Here is a 19283-nt window from a genome sequence, read left to right on the forward strand (position 1 = left end):
GAGCCGACCTAAACCCTTACCGGGCCCAGCGCGTCAAAGTGCCCGCGCTTCTGCAGCCAGGCCAGCAGCACCAGGCTCGGGATCGCCACCAGCATGCAGATCACGAAGAACAGCGGCCAGCCGGTCGTATCCGCCACGAAGCCGGCGCCTGATGAGAGATAGGTCCGCCCCACCGCGGCAAGCGCGGTGAGCAGCGCATATTGCGTCGCCGTGTGCAGCGGGTTCTGGCAGAGCGCCGAAAGATAGGCGACGAAGATCACGGTGCCGATGGCGCTGGTGAAATTCTCAGCTGTGATGGCAAAGGCGAGCGCCCATTGGCTGGTCCCGACCAAGGCCAGCCAGGAGAAGGAGAGGTTCGCGAGCGCCTGCACCACGCCGCCGATCCAAAGGCTGGTCGCAAGCGAATAGCGCCGCGCGACGAAGCCGCCGGCAAAGCCGCCGATCAGCGTCGCCGCGAGGCCGACGCCCTTGACGATCGCCGCATAGTCGTTGCGGGAGAAGCCGAGGTCGATCACGAACGGCGCGGTCATCGTTCCGGAGAAGGCGTCGGTGAACTTGAACAGCACGACGAAGGCGAGCGCGGCGAGCGCGTCCTTCCGCGTCAGGAATTCCGAGAAGGCGCCGATCGCCGCGCGCAGCACGCGTGCGAACGCGGTCTCCGTTTGCGTTGCGGCTTCCGCCCGCACCGACTGCTCGGGCTCGGTCGCGACCAGTGCGGTGATCGTCCCGATCAGCACCATTCCCGCCATCACCACATAGCCCCACATCCAGGCCGATGTGCGGGTGATGCCGGTGCTCTCGAAACCCGAAACGATGAACAGCGCACCGGCGGTCGAGACCAGCATGCCGATGCGATAGGCCGCGACATAGGACGCCATGCCGGCGGCTTGCTCGCCCTCCGGCAGGCTCTCGACGCGGAAGGCGTCGACCACGATGTCCTGCGTCGACGAGGTCGTCGCCACCAGCAAAGCGCCGAGCGCGACGAAGAACGGCGAGCGCGCGGGGTCGGTCAGCGCCAGCAGCAGGATCGCGACGATCAGCAGCGATTGCGAGAACAGCAGCCAGCCGCGCCGCCGCCCGAACGCGCGCGTGAACAGCGGCACGTGCAGCGCGTCCACCAGCGGCGCCCACAGGAATTTCAGCGTGTAGGGCGTGCCGACCAGCGCAAACAACCCGATGGTTTTGAGATCGACGCCAGATTCCCGCATCCACACCAGCAGCGTCGAGCCCGACAGCGCCAGCGGCAGCCCGGACGAGAAGCCGAGGAACAGCACGATCAGCACCCGCGGTTGCAGGTAAACGGCAAGGCTGTCACGCCAGGAGGAGGGCGCGTCAGCGGTGGCGGAAGAGGTCGCGTCGGGTGCGGTCATAGGGTGGTGTTAGCAGATTCTGGCGGCCACAAGCGAGGTGTCGTCGCCCGGCTTGACCGGGCGATCCAGTATTCCAGAGGCAGGGGTTATGGGGGACCTGCTATCTCCGGATAAAGATCATTCCAGTCCGGATTGTCTTTCTCGATCAGCGCGATCTTCCATGCTCGCTTCCATTTCTTGAGTCGCTTCTCGCGCCTGATCGCGTTCTCGGGATCATCGAACTGCTCGAAGTAGACGAGCCTGACGACGTCGTACTGCTCTGTGAAGCTCTCAATCAGCTTTGATTTGTGTTCCGCTACCCGGCGGATGAGATCATTGGTCACGCCGATATAGAGGGTGCCGCCGATCTTGCTAGCGAGTATGTAGACGTAGTAGCTGCGCGTTCCCATTTGGCGTCTCTGGAATACTGGGTCGCCCGGTCAAGCCGGACGACGACAGCCGAGATTGTGGCGGCAGTCTCGAACAGGTCACTCCCCCGCCTGGAGCTTCCTTGGGAACAGCTCCGGCGCGCCGGTCGCCACCAGATGCGGGCCTTCGGGTGCGTCGGTCTTGCTGAAATCGAGCTCCTCGATTCGGCCAGCGCGCTTCTCGATCTTGTCGGCGGAGATCAGCACCTGCCGCACGTCCTCGTTCGCGTCGGCAAAGTGCTTCTGCAATTTCACCACGCGATCCCTGAGGCGGCCGAGGTCGTCGCCGAGCTTGATCACTTCGGTGCGGATCTGATCGGCGGCATCGCGCATGCGCGCGTCCTTCATGATCTGCTGCATCACCTGGATCGCCAGCATCAGCAGCGATGGTGACACCAGCACGACGCGGGCGCGATAGGCCTTCTGGATCACGTCGTCGAAGCCGTCATGGATCTCGGCGTAGACCGATTCCGACGGCACGAACATCAACGCCATTTCCTGGGTCTCGCCGGCGACGAGGTATTTCTCGGCGATGTCGCTGACATGCTTCATCACGTCGCTGCGCAGCCGCTGCGTGGCGACGCGCCGTTCCTCGTCGGTGCGGGCATCGTGCAGCGCAGTCATCGCTTCCAGCGGGAATTTCGCGTCGATGCAGAGCGGACGCTGGTCGGGCAGGAACACGACGCAGTCGGGCCGCTTGCCGGTCGAGAGCGTGAACTGGAACTCGTAGGCCCCCTTCGGCAGACCGTCCTGGACGATCGCCTCCATCCGCGCCTGACCGAAGGCGCCGCGCGACTGCTTGTTGGCGAGCACGTCGCGCAAGGATGTCACCTGCGTGGTGAGGTCGGTGAGGTTCTTGTGCGCGCTGTCGATGATGCCGAGCCGCTCGTGCAGGGCGCGCAGGCTATCCATGGTGTTGCGCGTGGTGTTTTCCATCGATTGGCCGACGCGGTGGGTCACCGAATCCAGCCGTTCGTTGACCGCGCGCGCCATGTCGGCCTGGCGGCCGGCGAGCGTCTGGGTCATGGCATCGACCCGGCCCGAAGCCTCGCCCTGGGCGTGCAGCACTTGGCTCAGGCGCTCCTCGAGCTCGTCGGCGCGGATGGCGTTGGCCATCGCAAGTTCCGCGCCGCGCCGTCCAGAGCGCGCGATCACGACGGCGATCACCACCATCAGGATGAGGATGAGCGCGCCGAAGCCGATCAGCGCGTCCACGGTGCGCACCGGCCAATCGCCGAGCATGAAAATGATCTCGTTCATGCCCCTGCTTCTAGCCGATTCGCTGCGCGGCACGAACGAATAGCGAACATTTATGGTAAATGCCCCGTTAATTTTTACGGTTAACGGAACCTGAAGTTTTATGGTTAGCGGAGGGTTAACGGGGTTCCGGGCCGGATTGACCGCATCGGGCGCGCGGCTTAAATCGCGGCCATGGCCCTCAGAGAAATCATCATCCTGCCCGACAAGCAGCTGCGTCTGGTCTCCAAGCCGATCGAGAAGGTCACGCCGGAGATCCGCAAGCTTGCCGACGACATGTTCGAGACCATGTACGACGCGCCCGGCATCGGGCTTGCGGCGATCCAGATCGCGCAGCCGTTGCGGCTGATTACCATGGACCTTGCCAAGCCCGACCAGGACGGCGAGACCAAGCCCGAGCCGCGCGTCTTCATCAATCCGGAAATCATCGCCTCCTCGGAGGAGCTGTCGGTCTACGAGGAAGGCTGCCTGTCGATCCCCGAATATTACGAGGAGGTCGAACGTCCCGCGAAAGTGCGGGTGCGCTTCACCGATCTCGACGGCAAGGTGCACGAGGAGGACGCCGCAGGCATCTACGCCACCTGCATCCAGCACGAGATCGACCATCTCAACGGCGTGCTGTTCGTCGATTACCTGTCAAAACTCAAGCGCGACCGCGTGATCAAGAAGTTCGAGAAGGCCGCCAAGCGCGCGGAGTGAGTTGGTTCTCTCTCGCCGTCATGGCCGGGCTTGACCCGGCCATCCACGCCTTGCTTGCTTTGTCGCCAAGACCGTGGATGCCCGGGACAAGCCCGGGCATGACGGAGAAACAGACCTTACCGAGCGCCGCCACATGCCCCTCCGCCTGATCTTCATGGGCACGCCCGATTTCTCCGTGCCGACGCTGCTCGAGCTCGTCGCGCATGGCCACGACATCGCGGCCGTGTATACGCGCGCGCCGAAGCCCGGCGGCCGGCGCGGCCTGCAATTGCAGCCGACCCCGGTGGACGAGGCCGCACGAAAACTCGGCGTTCCCGTGCTGACGCCGAAGACGTTGAAAACCGAGGGGGCGCTGGCAGAATTTCGTGCCTTCGACGCCGATGCGGCCGTCGTCGTCGCCTATGGCATGATCCTGCCGCAGGCGATCCTCGATGCGCCAAAGCTCGGCTGCTACAATCTGCATGCTTCGCTGTTGCCACGCTGGCGCGGTGCTGCTCCCATCAACCGCGCGATCATGGCCGGCGATGCCGAGAGCGGCGTGATGGTCATGAAGATGGATGTCGGCCTTGATACCGGCGACGTCGCCATGGCCGAGCGCCTTGTAATCACTGACACCATGACTGCGGTCGATCTGCACGACCGCCTGTCCCGGCTCGGCGCCGATCTGATGGTGCGCGCCATGGCCGCGCTTGCCCGCGGCGGGCTTCAGCTCGAGCAGCAGAGCGAGGACGGCGTCACCTATGCGGCCAAGATCGACAAGGCCGAAGCGCGGATCGACTGGACCAGGCCGGCGCGCGAGGTGCTGCGCCACATCCACGGCTTGTCGCCGTTCCCCGGCGCCTGGGCCGAGCTCACCGGGGTGAGCGAGAACGCGCGCGTAAAAATCCTGCGCTGTGAATTGGCGAAGGGTTCGGGTAGGCCGGGCGAGGTGCTCGACGATCACCTCACCATTGCCTGCGGCGATGGCGCAATCCGCCTTATCGAGCTCCAGCGCGAAGGCAAGGCGCGCATGCAGGCCGCGGACTTCCTGCGCGGCGTGCCGCTGAAGCCGCCGATGCGGCTGGCCTGATGCCACGCTACAAGCTCACCATCGAATATGACGGCGCGCCGTTCTTCGGTTGGCAGGTGCAGGAGACGCTGCCGTCGGTGCAGGGTGCGCTGGAGGCTGCTGTCAAGGCGATGACCGGCGCGGATGCGCGCGTGCACGGCGCCGGACGCACCGATGCCGGCGTGCATGCGCGAGGCCAGGTCGCGCATGTCGATATCGACAAGCAGTTTCCGCAGGGCCGTTTTCGCGACGGCTTGAATGCGCATCTGCGCCCGCATCCGGTCGCGGTGCTCGAGGCGGAGATCGTGCCTGATACTTTCGAGGCGCGCTTCTCGGCCGTGAAGCGTCACTACCGCTACCGCATCGTCAACACCCGCGCCAATCTCGCGCTCGATGCCGGCCACGCCTGGCGCGTGCCGCGCCGGCTCGATGCCGACGCAATGCACGCGGCGGCGCAGCGCCTGCTCGGCAAGCACGATTTCACGACGTTTCGCGACACCGAGTGCCAGGCCAAATCGCCGGAGAAGACGCTCGACCAGCTTGACGTAGAGCGCGACGGCCGCGAGCTGACGGTGATCACCTCGGCGCGCTCGTTCCTGCACAGCCAGGTGCGCTCGATGGTGGGGTCGCTGATGTGGGTCGGCGAGGGACGCTGGACCGCGGACGATCTCTCCGCAGCACTCGCCGCGCGCAACCGCGCCGCCTGCGGCATCGTCGCCCCGCCGGACGGGCTGTATCTGATGAAGGTGGATTACTGAGAGGAGGGCGTTTGCTGTCTCCCCAGGCATGACGGCGGAGTGAGTAGCTGGCAGCAGAGCCTACGCAAAATACCTTGCCAAAATCCCGCGATACACCTGCGTGAGCTTCTCCAGATCAACCACCGGCACGCGTTCGTCGACCTGGTGCATGGTCTGGCCGACCAGCCCGAACTCGATCACCGGGCAATAGCTGGAGATGAAGCGCGCATCCGAGGTGCCGCCTGAGGTCGACAGCTCCGGCTTGCGGCCCGTCACGTCCTCGATCGCGGACACCGCGAGTTCGGTGAACGGGCCGGGCTTGGTTACGAACACGTTCGAGTTCGAGGGATCCCAGACGATGCGGGCGCGAATGCGGTTGCCGCAGGCCTTTGTCAGCCGCGTCTCGACCAGCTCGCGCAGGCTCGCCTGGCTGTGGTTGTCGTTGTAGCGGATGTTGAATTTTGCGCGGGCCTGGCTAGGGATGACGTTGTTGGCGGTGTTGCCGACGTCGACCGAGGTGAATTCGAGGTTGGAGGCCTGGAACTGCGCGCTGCCATGGTCGAGCGGCTCGTCGGAGATGGCCACGATCAGCCGCGAGATATCCGGCACCGGATTGGCGGCGCGGTGCGGATAGGCGACGTGGCCCTGCACGCCGTCGACATACAGCGTGCCGGATTGCGAGCCGCGGCGGCCGACCTTGATGGTGTCGCCGAGCGTCTCGACATTGGAGGGCTCGCCCAGCACGCAATGGTCGAATTTCTCGCCGCGCTCGGCCGCCCACTTCAACAGCTTGACGGTGCCGTTGATGGAGACGTCTTCCTCGTCGCCGGTGATCAGGAACGAGATCGAGCCCTTTCCGTCTGCGCGCGGCTTATCGTCGTTCGCGGCGAGATGCTCCAGCACGGCTGCCACCGAGCAGGCGATGCCGCCCTTCATGTCGACCGCGCCGCGGCCGTGCAGAAAGCCGTCCTTCACCTCGCCGGAGAATGCGCCGACGCTCCAGGCGCTCTCGTCGCCCGGCGGCACCACGTCGGTGTGGCCGGCGAAGGTGATGTGCGGCGCGTCAGTGCCGACACGCGCATAGAGATTGTCGACGTCGGCCGTGCCGGGCTCGCTGAAGGTGACGCGGTGGCACGTGAAGCCGGCTGCGGTGAGAGCTTTTTCGAGCACGCCCAGGGCACCGGCATCGGCCGGAGTTACCGAGGGGCAGCGGATGAGATCGCGGGCAATCGAGAGAGCATCGGTCATGCGCCCCGCTTAACATGCATGCCGCCGGGCGGGCTAGCGCTGCGCGGGACAAATTCGATCTCGCCCTGCTGGTCCCAGCCCTTTGCAGGAGCAGAGGCGGTCGTCGAAGCGGAAGAGAAACCAGGTCCAGTCCGTGCCAAAGGCTCCGGGCGGGAGAGGTCGCCCGGATATTGGTGCCGATGGAGGGAAGGTGGGTTCGATGCAGCCAGCAGCCGGGCCGTCGCCCTTCGAGGGCCGCTGAAGGAGCGGCCGCCTCACGGTGACGGTGAGCGAGATTTAATCCCGCAGCAGCTCGTTGATGCTGGTCTTCGAGCGCGTGCGCTCGTCGACGCGCTTGACGATGACGGCGCAGGCGGTGCTCGGGCCGATCTGGCCGTTCTTCATGGGCTTGCCGGGCAGCGCGCCGGGAACGACGACCGAATATTCCGGCACCTCGCCGATAAAGATCTCGCCGGTCTCGCGGTCGACGATCTTGGTCGAGGCGCCCAGGAACACACCCATCGACAGCACCGCGCCCTTGCGCACGATCACGCCCTCCGCGACTTCGCTGCGCGCGCCGATGAAGCAATCGTCCTCGATGATGACGGGTTCGGCCTGCAGCGGCTCGAGCACACCGCCGATGCCGACGCCGCCGGAGATGTGCACGCGCTTGCCGATCTGCGCGCAGGAGCCGACGGTCGACCAGGTGTCGATCATGGTCGACTCATCGACATAAGCGCCGAGATTAACGAAGGACGGCATCAACACGACGTTGCGGGCGATGAAGGCCGAGCGGCGCACGATCGAGCCGGGGACGGCGCGGAAACCGGCGTCGCGAAAGCGGTTCTCGCCCCAGCCGTCGAACTTCGAGGGCACCTTGTCCCACCAGGTCGCCTTGCCGGGGCCGCCGGGAATGGCACCCATGTCGTTGAGGCGGAACGAGAGCAGCACGGCCTTCTTCAGCCACTGATTGACCTTCCACTTGCCGTCGGTGCCGCGCTCGGCAACGCGGGCCTCACCCTTGTCCAGAATCTCCAGCGCCTGATCCACGGCCTCGCGCACCTCGCCCCTGGTCGAGGTCGAGACGCCGTCGCGCGCCTCGAAGGCGCCGTTGATGGTGGATTCGAGGGCTTGGAGGGACATCGGCATTTCCTCTAGGGAATGGGAATTTTGATGGATTGGGGCGCTTTTTCGGGATTTGGGGGACGGAGTCAAGCTTGGTTCGCTGTCATCACCCGCCTTGCGCGCAATTGCGCGCCGGAGCGGGTGATCCAGTACGCCGCGGCGGTCGTGATGAATCGAGACGGCGGCGATGACCGGATACCCGCCTTCGCCGGGTATGACGGCTCACCTGGGATGAGACAACCTGCCTAAAAACCCCGCCAGATCATCCGTGACGTGGTCAACATGGGCGGCGTCCCGGCCTTCCAGCTCCCAGTCCTCGCGCACCACCTCCCTGGTGCCGTCAGGCACCACCAGCACCGTCGTCATGCCGAGCTCGTGCGGGACGGTGAGGTTGCGGGCGAGGTCTTCGAACATGGCCGACCGCATCGGGTCGACCGAATGGTCCAAGAGAAATTTCCGGTAGGTCTGCGGCGCCGGCTTCGGCTCGAATTCGGCCGCGATAATGTCGAACACGCCATCGAAATGTGCAGCAAAGCCCAGCCGCGCCAGCACCGCATCGACATGATCGACCGAGCCGTTGGTCAGGATCAGCTTTCGTCCCGACAGTTTTGCGATGGCTTCGCCCAGCGCCGGGTTCGGCTCCAGCGGCGAGTGGTCGATCTTGTGGACGTAGGCGAGATAGTCGTCGGCGCGTACGCCGTGCAGGGTCATCATGCCGCGCATCGTGGTGCCGAAGCGCTGGTAATAATCCTTCTGGATCTTGCGCGCTTCCACCGGCGTCAGGTTCAGCCAGTTGCAAACGAACTCGGTGATCCGCGCATCGACCTGCTGCCACAGATTGACGTGGTGCGGATACAGCGTGTTGTCGAGGTCGAACACCCAGGTGTCGATATGGGCGAAGGCGCGGGGTGGGGTCATCACAGCTTTCTCAATCACGGCATCGCAAACCGCAGCGTCTTGCCGCCGCTTGACATGTCCACCGCGCCGAAACCCGTCGCCGCGAAACCGCGTGCGCCGCAATCGGTCTGCTCGTGGGTCTCGAACTTGGTTTCGCGCGTGCAAAGTTGCTTGTCGCCGCCCCAGTTCAGCGGCTTGTCCTTCAGCTTGACGACGCGGTTGTCGGCGTCGATGGCCTCGGCGAAGCTGAAGATCTGCCTGGGCTGGCCGGCCACGTCAGGGTGCAGGCAGGTCTTGGGATCGATGCGATACCAGCCGCGGCTCGTCACCGACTTGCCGTCGTCGGTGGCGACCGTCGCCATCACCTTGTGCGGGGTGTCGTTGCACCAGGTGAGGCCGGTCGGAGACGGCGTCTGCACCGCATCGACCATGGTCTTGAAGAGGTTCGGCGACGACACGATGTCCGACGACAATCCGCGACTCTTCAGAAAAGCGGCCAGCGCGCCTTGCGTCTTCGGCCCGTCGACGCCATCGATCGGCGCGGCATCGTAGCCTGCAATCACCAAAAGCCGCTGGATGGCGGCAAGGCGAGCCTGCTCGTCGTCATATTCGGAATCCTCCGCGAGATAGGCGACGAGATTGCCGTCCGCGCCTTGCGTCGGCGTGATCTGCGTGAAGGCGGCCTGGGTCTGGCCGCTGCGGCACTGCCGCGCGGCCGCGATGACGAAATTGTCCTGCGCGACGCACAGCGTGTCGCTGCCGTTCTGCGGGATCGGGGATGCGCCGTAGACGCCGAGCGCGCGGGCGTTGAGCAGGATGCGGTCGGCGGAGAGCGTGCCCTGCACCACCACGCGACAGGTGGCGGGATCGATCCTGAACCAGCCGCGCGTGGCGGTCGCCGCCTTGTCGTCGATGCCGATCGCGGCCTCGACGACATAGGACATGCGGTTGCAGATCTTGAGGTCGGCGAAGGCCGGCGCGGAGGAGAACACAAACGAGATGGCTGCGGCAGGGAGCGTCATCAGGAAGCGCGTGAGAGTGGAGCGGCGCGGTCGCTGAACTCTCCGCCCGTTGTTGCTGGGCTTGTCCCGGGCATCCATGTCCTTGGCGCGGGACGAAAGATCGTGGATGGCCGGGACAAGCCCGGCCATGACGGCGTCTCTCGGTTTCTCATCTCTCACTTGTGGATCAGCGTTCCCGTGCCCGTGTTGGTGAAGAGTTCGAGCAGCACCGCGTGCTGCATCTTGCCGTCGATGATGACGACGCCCTCGACACCCTGTTCGAGCGCGTAGATGCAGGTCTCGACCTTCGGGATCATGCCGCCGGAAATGGTGCCGTCGGCGATCAGCTTTCGCGCGTCCTTGACCGAGAGCTGCGGGATCAGCTTCTTCGACTTGTCGAGCACGCCGGGTACGTCGGTAAGCAGCAGCAGCCGCTTTGCCTTCAGCGCGCCGGCCACGGCGCCTGCAAAAGTGTCGGCGTTGACGTTCAGCGTCTGACCCTCTTTCGAGGTCGCGAGCGGCGCCAGCACCGGGATCAGCTCGTAGCCGATCAGCTGGTTGAGCAGCGTGAGGTCGACTTTCTCGGGGTCGCCGACGAAGCCGAGATCGACCGCCTTCTCGATGTGCGAGTCCGGATCGATGATGGTGCGCGTCGTCTTCGACGCCTTCACCATGTTGGCGTCCTTGCCTGACAGGCCCACGGCCTTGCCGCCGGCTTCGTTGATGTAGCCGACGATCTGCTTGTTGACGGAGCCGGCTAGCACCATCTCGACGATCTCGATCGTCGCGGCATCAGTGATGCGCAGGCCGGCGGCGAATTCCGAGGCGATGCCGAGCCGCTTGAGCATGGTCGCGATCTGCGGGCCGCCGCCATGCACCACCACCGGATTGATCGCGGTCTGCTCGAGCAGCACGATGTCGCGGGCAAAATTCTTCGCGGCCTCCTCGTCGCCCATGGCATGGCCGCCATACTTGATGACGATGGTTTCCTCGTCATACTGCTGCATGTGCGGCAGCGCTTCGGACAGGATGCGGGCCTGGTCGAGCGGTGAGATTTCGGTCATGAGGCGGATCTCGCTGGCGGGATACTCCGGCGGCGTTCTATCTGATTGGCGGGCGAGGCGCAAAGTGGTCTTCGTGCCCCGACGCAGCCGCTACGGACCGCGCTTCACCACCACCGCCGCGAGCGTCACCACCAGCCAGCTCGAAATCATCACCGTTCCACCCGTCGGTGCCGCATATGGAAACAGCGAATGGCCGGCATATTGCCGCAAGGTGAGGTCGCCCGCGAACAGCGCGGCACCGAGCACAAAACCAAACGCGGCGATCAGGCCAATTCTGTCGTGCAGAAGGCGGTGCGCGAGCAGGGCTACACCTGCAAGTATGGCAGTTGCATGAAACAGCAGCATGGCGCTCGCCGAGGCAAGCCGGCTCGCATCGCCACCGTGGGCGGAGGCGGCGGCCAGCGCGACGCCGGCGGCGCCCATCAAACCGGCAAGCCCGATCAACAGGCGCGCCATCACTTGGTCCGCTCCTCCAGCAGCTTCGCCATCGCGGCGCGCAGCTCGGCCATGCCGGATCCGGAGCGGGACGAGGTCGTCAGCACATCCGGAAACGCGGCGGGATGTTTGGCGAGCGCAACGCCGGTCTCGGCAATCCGCTCAGTGAGCTCGGCGGCCTTCACCTGGTCGGCCTTGGTCAGCACGATCTGGTAGCTGACCGCGGAGCGGTCGAGCGTCTTCAGGACTTCGTGGTCGACCTCCTTGAGGCCATGCCGCGCGTCGATCAACACGTAGACGCGCGCGAGCGAGGCACGGCCGAGCAGGAATTTGTGGATCAGCTCGGTCCAGGACGCGACCTGGCTCTTCGGCGCCTTGGCATAGCCATAGCCGGGCATGTCGACGAGGCGGAGCTCGGTCTTGCCGGGGACCTCGAAGAAGATCAGCTCCTGGGTGCGGCCCGGCGTATGCGAGGTGCGCGCGAGCGCGTTGCGGCCGGTCAGCGCGTTGATCAGGCTCGACTTGCCGACATTGGAGCGGCCGGCAAAGGCGATCTCTAGCCCCGCCATCGGCGGCAGCGTTTCAATCGAGGGCGAGGCCCAGATGAACTGCCAGTCGCGGGCAAACAGCTTTCGCCCGACCTCGATCAGCTTCGCATCTTTGTCGTCATTCATGCGAAAGCTTTCGGTTGTTACCGTGTCATTGCGAGCGAAGCGAAGCAATCCAGGGTGCCTCCGGGGAAACGGTCTGGATTGCTTCGGAGCTTCGCTCCTCGCAATGACGGAGAGCTACGTCGCCTTCTTCGCGAACGTCGCCTTGAGATTGTCGAACAGCTCTACCTTCACGCCGTTGCGGCGCATGATGAAGCTCTGCTGGAGCACTGAGAGCGTGTTGTTCCAGGCCCAGTAGATCACGAGACCCGCCGGGAAGCCCGCCAGCATGAAGGTGAAGATCAGCGGCATCCAGTTGAAGATCAGCTGCTGGGTCGGATCCGGCGGCGTCGGGTTCAGCTTCATCTGGAACCACATCGTGATGCCCATGATGATCGGCCAGATGCCGAGCGCGAGGTAGTGGCCGAACAGCGGCAGCGTGGTCGGATCGAACGGGATCAGGCCGAACAGCGTGAACAGATTGGTCGGATCCGGCGCGGACAGGTCCTTGATCCAGCCGAAGAACGGCGCGTGCCGCATCTCGATGGTGACGAACAGCACCTTGTAGAGCGAGAAGAACACCGGGATCTGGATCACCACGGGAAGACAGCCGGCGACCGGGTTGATCTTCTCCTTGCGGTAGATCTCCATCATCTCCTGCTGCTGCTTCACCTTGTCGTCGGGGTAGCGCTCCTTGAGCGCCTGAAGCTGCGGCTGGACCGACTTCATCTTCGCCATCGAGGCGTAGGACTTGTTCGCCAGCGGGAAGAACAAGAACTTCACGATCACGGTCACGAGCAGGATCGAGATGCCGAAATTGCCGAAGAAGCGGTAGAAGAAGTCGAGGCCGAGGAACATCGGCTTGGTGATGAAGTAGAACCAGCCCCAGTCGATCAAGAGATCGAAATGGTTGAGGCCGAGCTCCTTGTTGTAGCCGCCGAGGCCGGCGAACGGGAACACGCCGACGACGCCGGCTTCCTTGGCGCCGGCGAACAGCCGCGCGTTCGTCGTCGTCGTGCCGCCGATCGGGACGGTCTGCTCGCTTTGCAGATAGTCGGTCTGGTATCGGATCTGGGTGCCGGGCTCGGCGACAAAACGGGCCTTGAGCGTTGCCGACGTGTCGGGAAGGAGCGCAGACGCCCAATATTTGTCGGTAATACCGAGCCAGGCATTGGTGACGTTGTTGAATTCGAACCCGTGTCCGCCGTTGCCGATCGCGGGTGCTTCGCCGACAGCCTTATAGGCCTTCTCCTGCAAGCCCTGCTCGCCCAAATAACCGATCAGGCCTTCATGCAGGATGTAGTATCCCGAGACGTGCGGCGTGCCGTGGCGCGAGATCAGCGCGAAGGGATAGAGTTTGACCGGCGCGTTGCCGACATTGGTCACCTCGTCCTTGATGCTGAAGAGGTAGTGGTCGTCGATCGTGACGGTGCGGCGGAAGGTGAGGCCTTCGCCATTGTCGTATTTCAGCATGACCGGCGTGGACGGCGTCAGGCTGTTGGTGCCCTCCTGCTGCCAATCGGTGGTCCGGTCGGGCACCTTTGTGCCGCCTGTCCCGGCCACCCAGCCAAATTCCGCGTAATAGGGCTCTGCAGTGCCCGACGGCGAATAGAGGATGATCGGCGGCGACTTCGGGTCGACCGTTTCGCGATACTGCACCAGCGCGAGATCGTCGATGCGCGCGCCCTTCAAGGCAATGCTGCCGGTCAAGCGGGGTGTATCGATCTTGACGCGGGGGGAGGCGGCAATCGCCGCCTCGCGGCTGACGATCGGCTGGCCCGGCTGATTGGCGGTCTGGGGAGCGGAGGGCGTGCCTGCGCTGCCGGGCTGCGGCGTGGCGCCCGGCGTCCCGGAAGCCGTCGGCTGCGGCGTGGTCTTCTGCAGCTCGGCCTGCGTCTGTTGCTGGACGCGCTGCTTCTCCATCGCCGGCATGTTGTAGAAATATTGCCAGGCGATCAGCACGAGGCCCGACAGAATGACGGCGAGGATGGTGTTGCGGTTATCGGTCATCATTCTCGTCATCAATCCGGTTTGCGGCTGGTCGCAGGAGCGGGGCCGGGCTTTAAGCCGTCGGTTCTTTGGCCGTCGGTTTTTGGGCCGCGTCCCTTGTGCGTATGCCGCGCGGGCTTCGCGAACGCTATGCGCAGATCGTCGAGCATGGTGGCGAAGCCGCGCGAGAGCGCGTCCCTTCGGCCGACCAGCACATAATCATGATGGGGCTGCATCGACACCGGATCGAGCCGCTTCACCAGTTCGCGAAGCCGGCGCCGGATGCGATTGCGCTCGGGGGCGTTGCCGTTCTTTTTGGTAACGGTGAAGCCGATCCGGATCGGGCCGCTGTCGTCACGGCCACGGCTTTGCAGGACGAACGCGGGACTATTCACCCGCGCGCCATTGGCAACGGCGAGGAAATCCGCTCGCTGCCTCAGCCGATCCATGATGAAATCCCAAAAAGGGGGTCCGGCTCAGGCGCTCAGACGCTTGCGGCCGCGAGCGCGGCGTGCGGCGAGAACCTTGCGGCCGCCGGCAGTAGCGAGACGGGCACGGAAACCGTGACGGCGCTTGCGCACCAGTTTGCTGGGTTGATAAGTCCGCTTCACGGGTTTTTCTCCGCTGACCGGGCAATTTGCCTGTAGAATTGATGATAAAGTCCGGAAGATGCTGCCCAAAACGGGCCCGCTTTCGGCCCCAAGAGAGCCGCTCCCGGCGTTACACCGGGTCATCGCGGACAATTTGGCCGGCTTATATGCGAGCGCCTCCTTTTCGTCAACGCCGCACAAGGGCTCTGATCCGGTGAATATCGCTGTTTGTGCGGGGTTTTTAACCATCGAGGTAGCGATTAGCGATATCGGCGCTTACATCCCACCTCGGCAGATTAGCGATCTGTAATTTGACCGGCCCCCGGGCGGGTCGCATCCTCCATCAGCCAGGCCAACAGGGGCGAATACGTGGCAGCGACAGACCTCCAGCCGATCCAGGATCAGGATCAGCGGGACCCGCCGGCGGCGCAGCCGCGCGGGACGCGCGGGCTTGGGCTATCCGGCAAGCTGTTGCTGCTCACTGTTCCCCTGGTGATGATCGCGGCCGTCCTGCTCTACGTGCCTGCCATCGCCAACTTCTGGGTCAACCGGCTGAACGACCGCGTGGCGGCGGCCAACACGGCGGCGCTGGTGCTCGATGCAGCTCCGCTCGGCATGGTTCCCGATTCGCTGTCGCGCCAGATCCTGAAAAGCATCAATGCCCGCGCCGTCGCCATCAAGATGGGCCAGCAGCGCCGTCTGCTCGCCAGCGACAATCTGCCGACCGCCATCGAGCACGACATCGACCTGCGCGACATGACGGCGTGGGAGGCGATCACCGGCTCGTTCCGGATGATGCTGGAGACCGGCAACCAGGCCATCCGGATCGTCGGGCCCGGGGTCGGCAACGCCCAGTTCATCGAGATCGTGACCGACGAGCTGCCGCTGCGGCAGTCGATGTACCGCTTCTCCCGCAACGTCGTGGTGGTCGCGCTGATCATCGCGGCGCTGACCGCGGGCCTCGTCTATCTCGCGCTCCATTATCTGTTCGTGCGCCCGATGCGGCGGTTGACGGCGAGCCTGGTCGGCTTCCACGAAAACCCCGAAAGCTCGGCGGGGATCATCGTGCCGAGCCAGCGCAGCGACGAAATCGGGGTCGCCGAGCGCGAATTGTCGGACATGCAACGCGATTTGATGTCGATGCTGCATCAGAAGAGCCGGCTTGCCGCCCTCGGCCTCGCCGTCTCCAAGATCAACCATGATCTGCGCAATTTGCTGGCCTCGGCCCAGCTTTTGTCGGACCAGCTCGCCAGCGTGCCGGATCCGCGGGTGCAGCGCTTTGCGCCAAAGCTCGTGCGCTCGCTCGAGCGCGCCATCGCCTTCTGCCAGTCGACCTTGTCTTACGGCCGCGCCCAGGAGGCCGCGCCCGACCGGCGCATGATCCTGATCGAGCCGGTGGTGCTGGAGGTGCGCGAGACCGCGGGCCTTGCCAGCGATGCCGCGATCGTCTGGGTCGCCGCGATCGAGCGTGGGCTCGCGGTCGACGCCGATCCCGACCAGCTGTTCCGCGTGCTGCTCAACCTCGTCCGCAACGCCGCCCAGGCGCTGGAAAGCCATTCGTCGGCCGAGGGCGGCGCGCAGCAGATCCGGATCACGGGAAAACGCGAAGGCGCCGTCGCCATCCTGGAGGTCTCCGACACCGGCCCCGGCGTGCCCCAGAAGACCCGGGACCATCTGTTCGAGGCGTTCCAGACCTCCGGCCGCCCGGGCGGCAGCGGCCTTGGCCTTGCCATCGCCGCCGAGCTCGTCCGCGCCCATGGCGGCGACATCCATCTGGTCGAAGGCACCCTCGGCGCCACCTTCCGGATCGTCATCCCCGACCGCCCCGTGGAACTCCTCTCCATCCGCAACGAGCGGGCAAGGGCGTAGTCGGCCGGAAGCCCACCGGAAACCGTCGTTGCCCTGCAAAATCTCCCCAATCCGGACCTTGCCAATTCGGGCAAGAGCGGTTAGTCAGAGCGCTCTTTCGCACCCCTTCGGCGTTGTCCGGAGGGTGCATGTAGGCCTTGCCCGCATTGCTGTTCGCGAAAAACGCGCCCGTAGCTCAGCTGGATAGAGCATCAGACTACGAATCTGAGGGTCGGACGTTCGAATCGTTCCGGGCGCGCCATTTTTCGGGGCTTTTTTCGGTATTTTTTGTGCGACATTGTCCCTGATGTTGTTCCGGGGGCGCGCTGGGGACGCAAAACAGTGGTTCGCCTTACTCACTTGCTGCCGGAGTTGATGGGGGCGGCAAGTGCAGTGCTCCTGGAGCGCCCCTCGAACACCTTCGCATAATGGGTGCGACGGCAATCAAGCCCGGGAATGCGGCCTCAACTCTGCTTAATGGTCGTTGCGCGGCGGTACGCTGCTCCAAACGCCGTCTCCGTTTGAATGGCCACAACTTTCTCGACGGTCCTCAAAGTGAGGCGCTTTGCGGGGAGAGGTTTTTTCTTTGACCGCTCCATTACGGTGCTGTGCGTCGCTAGCGAGTGCACTCTTGCCCAAAAAAAATCTTCGTAGGCCTTCAAATCGGACCATTCTTCTCCGCCAAGGCGGTGAGTCCAAAGCTTGCCAACAATCGCGGCGATCCAGTCGGCAGCTTGCATATTCTGATTTAGATGGCTTTCGACTTCGAATGGTGGGCTCGCCAAATGGCGGGCTGGATTCTGCCCATACATTGTCTTCACTGCAGTTTCCAGAAGCTCCCGCCGCGCGGAATGTTCGTCTACGACCAAAACAAAGTTCTGCTTCTGCTCAGTGCAGTATGCGTCGAGCTTTCGGATCGCGTCTGAGAAAACCGTCTTGTAGAGGCCGTTCGGATTGACGTCATCAGTGCCCGATATCTTCTCGCGGCCGTGATAGAAGATTTTCCCGCCGCATTTATTGATGCGATTGAGAATACGGAAGGTGGTCTGCTTGATCTCTGGGTACAGAGTTATTGATTTGGTGGTGTATAGGTTCGACCCGTGTTTTTCCCATTCGTAGGGCTGTTTGTTCGATTTCTTGATCTCAAAATCAAGCAATTCGGTTTTTCGTTGTAGGAAGAATGATGCAAAAGGCCGAATGGCCTCTTCGGGAAAAATAATGCCCCCGATGCCGAATACCGGACTGCTATTGAATCGAGGATGGGCCCTGCCGAAATAAGGGCCAACGTGTCCGAATTCGTCCAGGTAAACAAAGAGCATCCCGGATGAGTATCACAGGATGCCAAAAACGCGGAAGCCCGCGCATGAGTTGTGCACGGGCCCCGGAACGGACGCGAGTAGGTAAACCCATCGCGTCCCAAAAACTGTTATATATACGGCCTGATCCGACCGCAAGGCGTTTCGAGGGTATATAACGAGACCGTTAACGGATGGTTCCGATCTAGCCTAATTAGTTCATACCGCTCAAGAAATAGATGCTGTCCACCCCCATTTACCATGGATGCCGCCGCCATGCCCAAAGGCGCCAATGGTGAGAGACGTCACGCCGACACCGTACAGAACGCCATGCTGATCGGCAGGATCGCCACCGGAAGTATGTCCTGCTTTGCGGGACCTGGCGGTGGCATACCGTAGCACCGGCTTCTCAAAGTCGCCAATCTAGGTGTTGCCAGCCGGACTCCGTGGGTAGAACCGGCACAGCCATTCTGATTTCGCTTCGATGAAGGAATTGCGGCTGCCTGATGCCGGGCCCCACCAACTCGGAATGAACGGACCTAATACCTCCCCAACCTGAATGGCTAGCCTTCCAATTTCCGAGAGTTGCACCGCTAACGGTTCCTTCTCAACAAATGGACCAATCACGGCATCGCCGCCAATCTCAGGGCGCAGCATAACATCGGATTTCATTGTCGGGTGAGCGGCGAGCTCCGAAAACAGCTGGTAAAGCTCGGCCCGTTTTTTCGATGTGTGCCCGTACCTTTCGTCGAGCGCCTCCCTCACTTTAATGGGAGAGAATTTGTTTCTGAGCTGTCGCTTGTCGGCAAATCTCCACTCCTTGATCAACGAAGGGGCGCCCCTGAACAGATCAAGGAGGAAAACGGTCTCCAGTATGTCGCGCATTAGGAGCGTACTGTTCTGCATATACCCCGACAACGCCAATTTGAGAGATGAAGCAAAGGCGTTGAACGTTCGCATTCCAAGAACTTGGACGACCTTGAGATCCTCATCGTCTGTCGGGAACTGTCTCAAGACATCGGCTAGGTCCATCGCAAGTTCAACGAGCGTGAGATGTAATCCGAGGTCGTTGTCGCGAATGATCTCCAATGATTTGCATCGTAGCGACTGTTCAACGTCGTGCAGCCTCTGAAAGTTTTTGGGCAGATGGTATGCCATTTACAGTAACGCTTCCCTTGCTTCGCCAGCCTCACGCCTACTCCGCCCCTCGATCCACAACGGGTCGTAAATCGAAATGTATCCGCGGTGCGCTAGCTCCGCCACTGTGACGCTTCTCCGAGCACCACGGCCTCGCCGTCGATCACGAATTGCTGCTCGCGGTTCTTCAGCGCGGCATCCACGATCCAAGGAAATCGATCGGTCCAGTTGTGGCCGTTCTTGGTGATCAATCGCACGGTCTTGCCCTGGCGCTCGACGCGCAGGCGGTAACCGTCATATTTGATTTTGTGGATCCAGTCGGGACCGACAGGCACGGCTTTTGCTGCCGTAGGCAGGCAGAACTCGAACGCTTTCAACATGGCAAACAGATAGGGCGCAGCGCTGCTTTTTGGAGTCCTCCGGCACAGGGCATGTACCTGATGGCCGGTTTACCGCCAACAGCGGCGGAAGAGCGGATGGTCTGCGAGGTCGCAGATGGGCCAGGAG

Annotated in this window: 20 protein-coding genes and 1 tRNA gene; 5 read left to right on the forward strand and 16 right to left on the reverse strand. The window is 63.4% G+C overall.

The genetic code is table 11. From position 1 onward, the window contains the following. Positions 1–8: 8 nt before the first annotated feature. The 3 genes from ABIB06_RS23810 to ABIB06_RS23820 form a co-directional block, all read right to left on the reverse strand. Positions 9–1370 (reverse strand): AmpG family muropeptide MFS transporter, encoded by a 1362-nt coding sequence (locus ABIB06_RS23810; RefSeq protein ID WP_354051161.1) that lies wholly within the window; start codon positions 1368–1370, stop codon positions 9–11. A gap of 86 nt (positions 1371–1456) precedes the next feature. After that, positions 1457–1759 carry a GIY-YIG nuclease family protein gene (locus tag ABIB06_RS23815; RefSeq protein ID WP_247351443.1) on the reverse strand — a complete coding sequence of 101 codons (303 nt, stop codon included), beginning with the start codon at positions 1757–1759 and terminating at the stop codon, positions 1457–1459. A gap of 78 nt (positions 1760–1837) precedes the next feature. Next, on the reverse strand, positions 1838–3037 hold the full coding sequence (locus tag ABIB06_RS23820) for a DNA recombination protein RmuC (RefSeq protein ID WP_354051163.1): 1200 nt from the start codon (positions 3035–3037) through the stop codon (positions 1838–1840). A gap of 171 nt (positions 3038–3208) precedes the next feature. Between ABIB06_RS23820 and def the strand changes: the two genes are divergently transcribed. The 3 genes from def to truA all read left to right on the forward strand — a co-directional run bounded on the left by def (position 3209) and on the right by truA (position 5539). Continuing rightward, a complete protein-coding gene (gene def / locus ABIB06_RS23825; protein WP_247351440.1) occupies positions 3209–3733 on the forward strand; it encodes a peptide deformylase in 525 nt (174 codons plus the stop codon). Positions 3734–3866: 133 nt separating this feature from the next. Then, a complete protein-coding gene (fmt, locus tag ABIB06_RS23830) occupies positions 3867–4802 on the forward strand; it encodes a methionyl-tRNA formyltransferase (protein ID WP_354051165.1) in 936 nt (311 codons plus the stop codon). Further along, positions 4802–5539 (forward strand): tRNA pseudouridine(38-40) synthase TruA, encoded by a 738-nt coding sequence (gene truA / locus ABIB06_RS23835; protein WP_354051167.1) that lies wholly within the window; start codon positions 4802–4804, stop codon positions 5537–5539. Before fmt ends, truA begins: the two co-directional genes overlap by 1 nt. Before the next feature lie 60 nt (positions 5540–5599). Here truA and dapE read toward each other — a convergent pair whose 3' ends face one another. From dapE to rpmH, 10 genes are all read right to left on the reverse strand, one after another. After that, positions 5600–6766 (reverse strand): succinyl-diaminopimelate desuccinylase, encoded by a 1167-nt coding sequence (dapE, locus tag ABIB06_RS23840; protein ID WP_354051168.1) that lies wholly within the window; start codon positions 6764–6766, stop codon positions 5600–5602. Between the two features lie 276 nt (positions 6767–7042). After that, the gene (gene dapD / locus ABIB06_RS23845; RefSeq protein WP_354051170.1) at positions 7043–7888 is read right to left on the reverse strand and encodes a 2,3,4,5-tetrahydropyridine-2,6-dicarboxylate N-succinyltransferase; all 846 of its coding nucleotides are present in this window, start codon (positions 7886–7888) and stop codon (positions 7043–7045) included. Between the two features lie 204 nt (positions 7889–8092). After that, positions 8093–8788 carry a pyrimidine 5'-nucleotidase gene (locus tag ABIB06_RS23850; protein ID WP_354051172.1) on the reverse strand — a complete coding sequence of 232 codons (696 nt, stop codon included), beginning with the start codon at positions 8786–8788 and terminating at the stop codon, positions 8093–8095. Between the two features lie 14 nt (positions 8789–8802). Beyond that, a complete protein-coding gene (locus ABIB06_RS23855) occupies positions 8803–9789 on the reverse strand; it encodes a DUF1036 domain-containing protein (protein WP_354051282.1) in 987 nt (328 codons plus the stop codon). Between the two features lie 155 nt (positions 9790–9944). Further along, entirely contained in the window at positions 9945–10832 is an 888-nt protein-coding gene (gene argB / locus ABIB06_RS23860) for an acetylglutamate kinase (protein ID WP_247445337.1), read from the reverse strand. 90 nt (positions 10833–10922) lie between these two features. Beyond that, a complete protein-coding gene (locus tag ABIB06_RS23865) occupies positions 10923–11288 on the reverse strand; it encodes a DUF423 domain-containing protein (protein ID WP_354051174.1) in 366 nt (121 codons plus the stop codon). Next, on the reverse strand, positions 11288–11941 hold the full coding sequence (gene yihA, locus ABIB06_RS23870) for a ribosome biogenesis GTP-binding protein YihA/YsxC (protein WP_247351423.1): 654 nt from the start codon (positions 11939–11941) through the stop codon (positions 11288–11290). Before yihA ends, ABIB06_RS23865 begins: the two co-directional genes overlap by 1 nt. 114 nt (positions 11942–12055) lie before the next feature. Then, positions 12056–13927, reverse strand: coding sequence for a membrane protein insertase YidC (gene yidC / locus ABIB06_RS23875; RefSeq protein WP_354051284.1), 1872 nt, complete (start codon positions 13925–13927; stop codon positions 12056–12058). Positions 13928–13938: 11 nt separating this feature from the next. Continuing rightward, complete coding sequence (rnpA, locus tag ABIB06_RS23880; RefSeq protein ID WP_247351422.1) at positions 13939–14355, reverse strand: ribonuclease P protein component; 417 nt, start codon at positions 14353–14355, stop codon at positions 13939–13941. Positions 14356–14382: 27 nt separating this feature from the next. Continuing rightward, the gene (rpmH, locus tag ABIB06_RS23885) at positions 14383–14517 is read right to left on the reverse strand and encodes a 50S ribosomal protein L34 (RefSeq protein WP_008542748.1); all 135 of its coding nucleotides are present in this window, start codon (positions 14515–14517) and stop codon (positions 14383–14385) included. A 348-nt stretch (positions 14518–14865) separates the two neighbouring features. On the opposite strand from rpmH, the gene ABIB06_RS23890 reads away from it, so the two are divergent. Both ABIB06_RS23890 and ABIB06_RS23895 read left to right on the forward strand, forming a co-directional pair. Then, positions 14866–16365, forward strand: a complete 1500-nt coding sequence (locus tag ABIB06_RS23890; protein WP_354051177.1) for an ATP-binding protein — start codon at positions 14866–14868, stop codon at positions 16363–16365. 164 nt (positions 16366–16529) lie between these two features. Beyond that, positions 16530–16606, forward strand: a tRNA-Arg gene (locus tag ABIB06_RS23895). Positions 16607–16808: 202 nt separating this feature from the next. Here ABIB06_RS23895 and ABIB06_RS23900 read toward each other — a convergent pair. The 3 genes from ABIB06_RS23900 to ABIB06_RS23910 form a co-directional block, all read right to left on the reverse strand. Then, positions 16809–17663 (reverse strand): DUF3800 domain-containing protein, encoded by an 855-nt coding sequence (locus ABIB06_RS23900; RefSeq protein WP_354125642.1) that lies wholly within the window; start codon positions 17661–17663, stop codon positions 16809–16811. A 399-nt stretch (positions 17664–18062) separates the two neighbouring features. Further along, positions 18063–18728 carry a hypothetical protein gene (locus ABIB06_RS23905; protein ID WP_354125643.1) on the reverse strand — a complete coding sequence of 222 codons (666 nt, stop codon included), beginning with the start codon at positions 18726–18728 and terminating at the stop codon, positions 18063–18065. A 161-nt stretch (positions 18729–18889) separates the two neighbouring features. After that, positions 18890–19156, reverse strand: coding sequence for an ATP-dependent DNA ligase (locus tag ABIB06_RS23910; protein WP_502918122.1), 267 nt, complete (start codon positions 19154–19156; stop codon positions 18890–18892). Positions 19157–19283 lie beyond the last annotated feature (127 nt).

It is taken from the genome of Bradyrhizobium sp. LB8.2, from assembly GCF_040548035.1.
Taxonomy (GTDB): Bacteria; Pseudomonadota; Alphaproteobacteria; order Rhizobiales; family Xanthobacteraceae; genus Bradyrhizobium.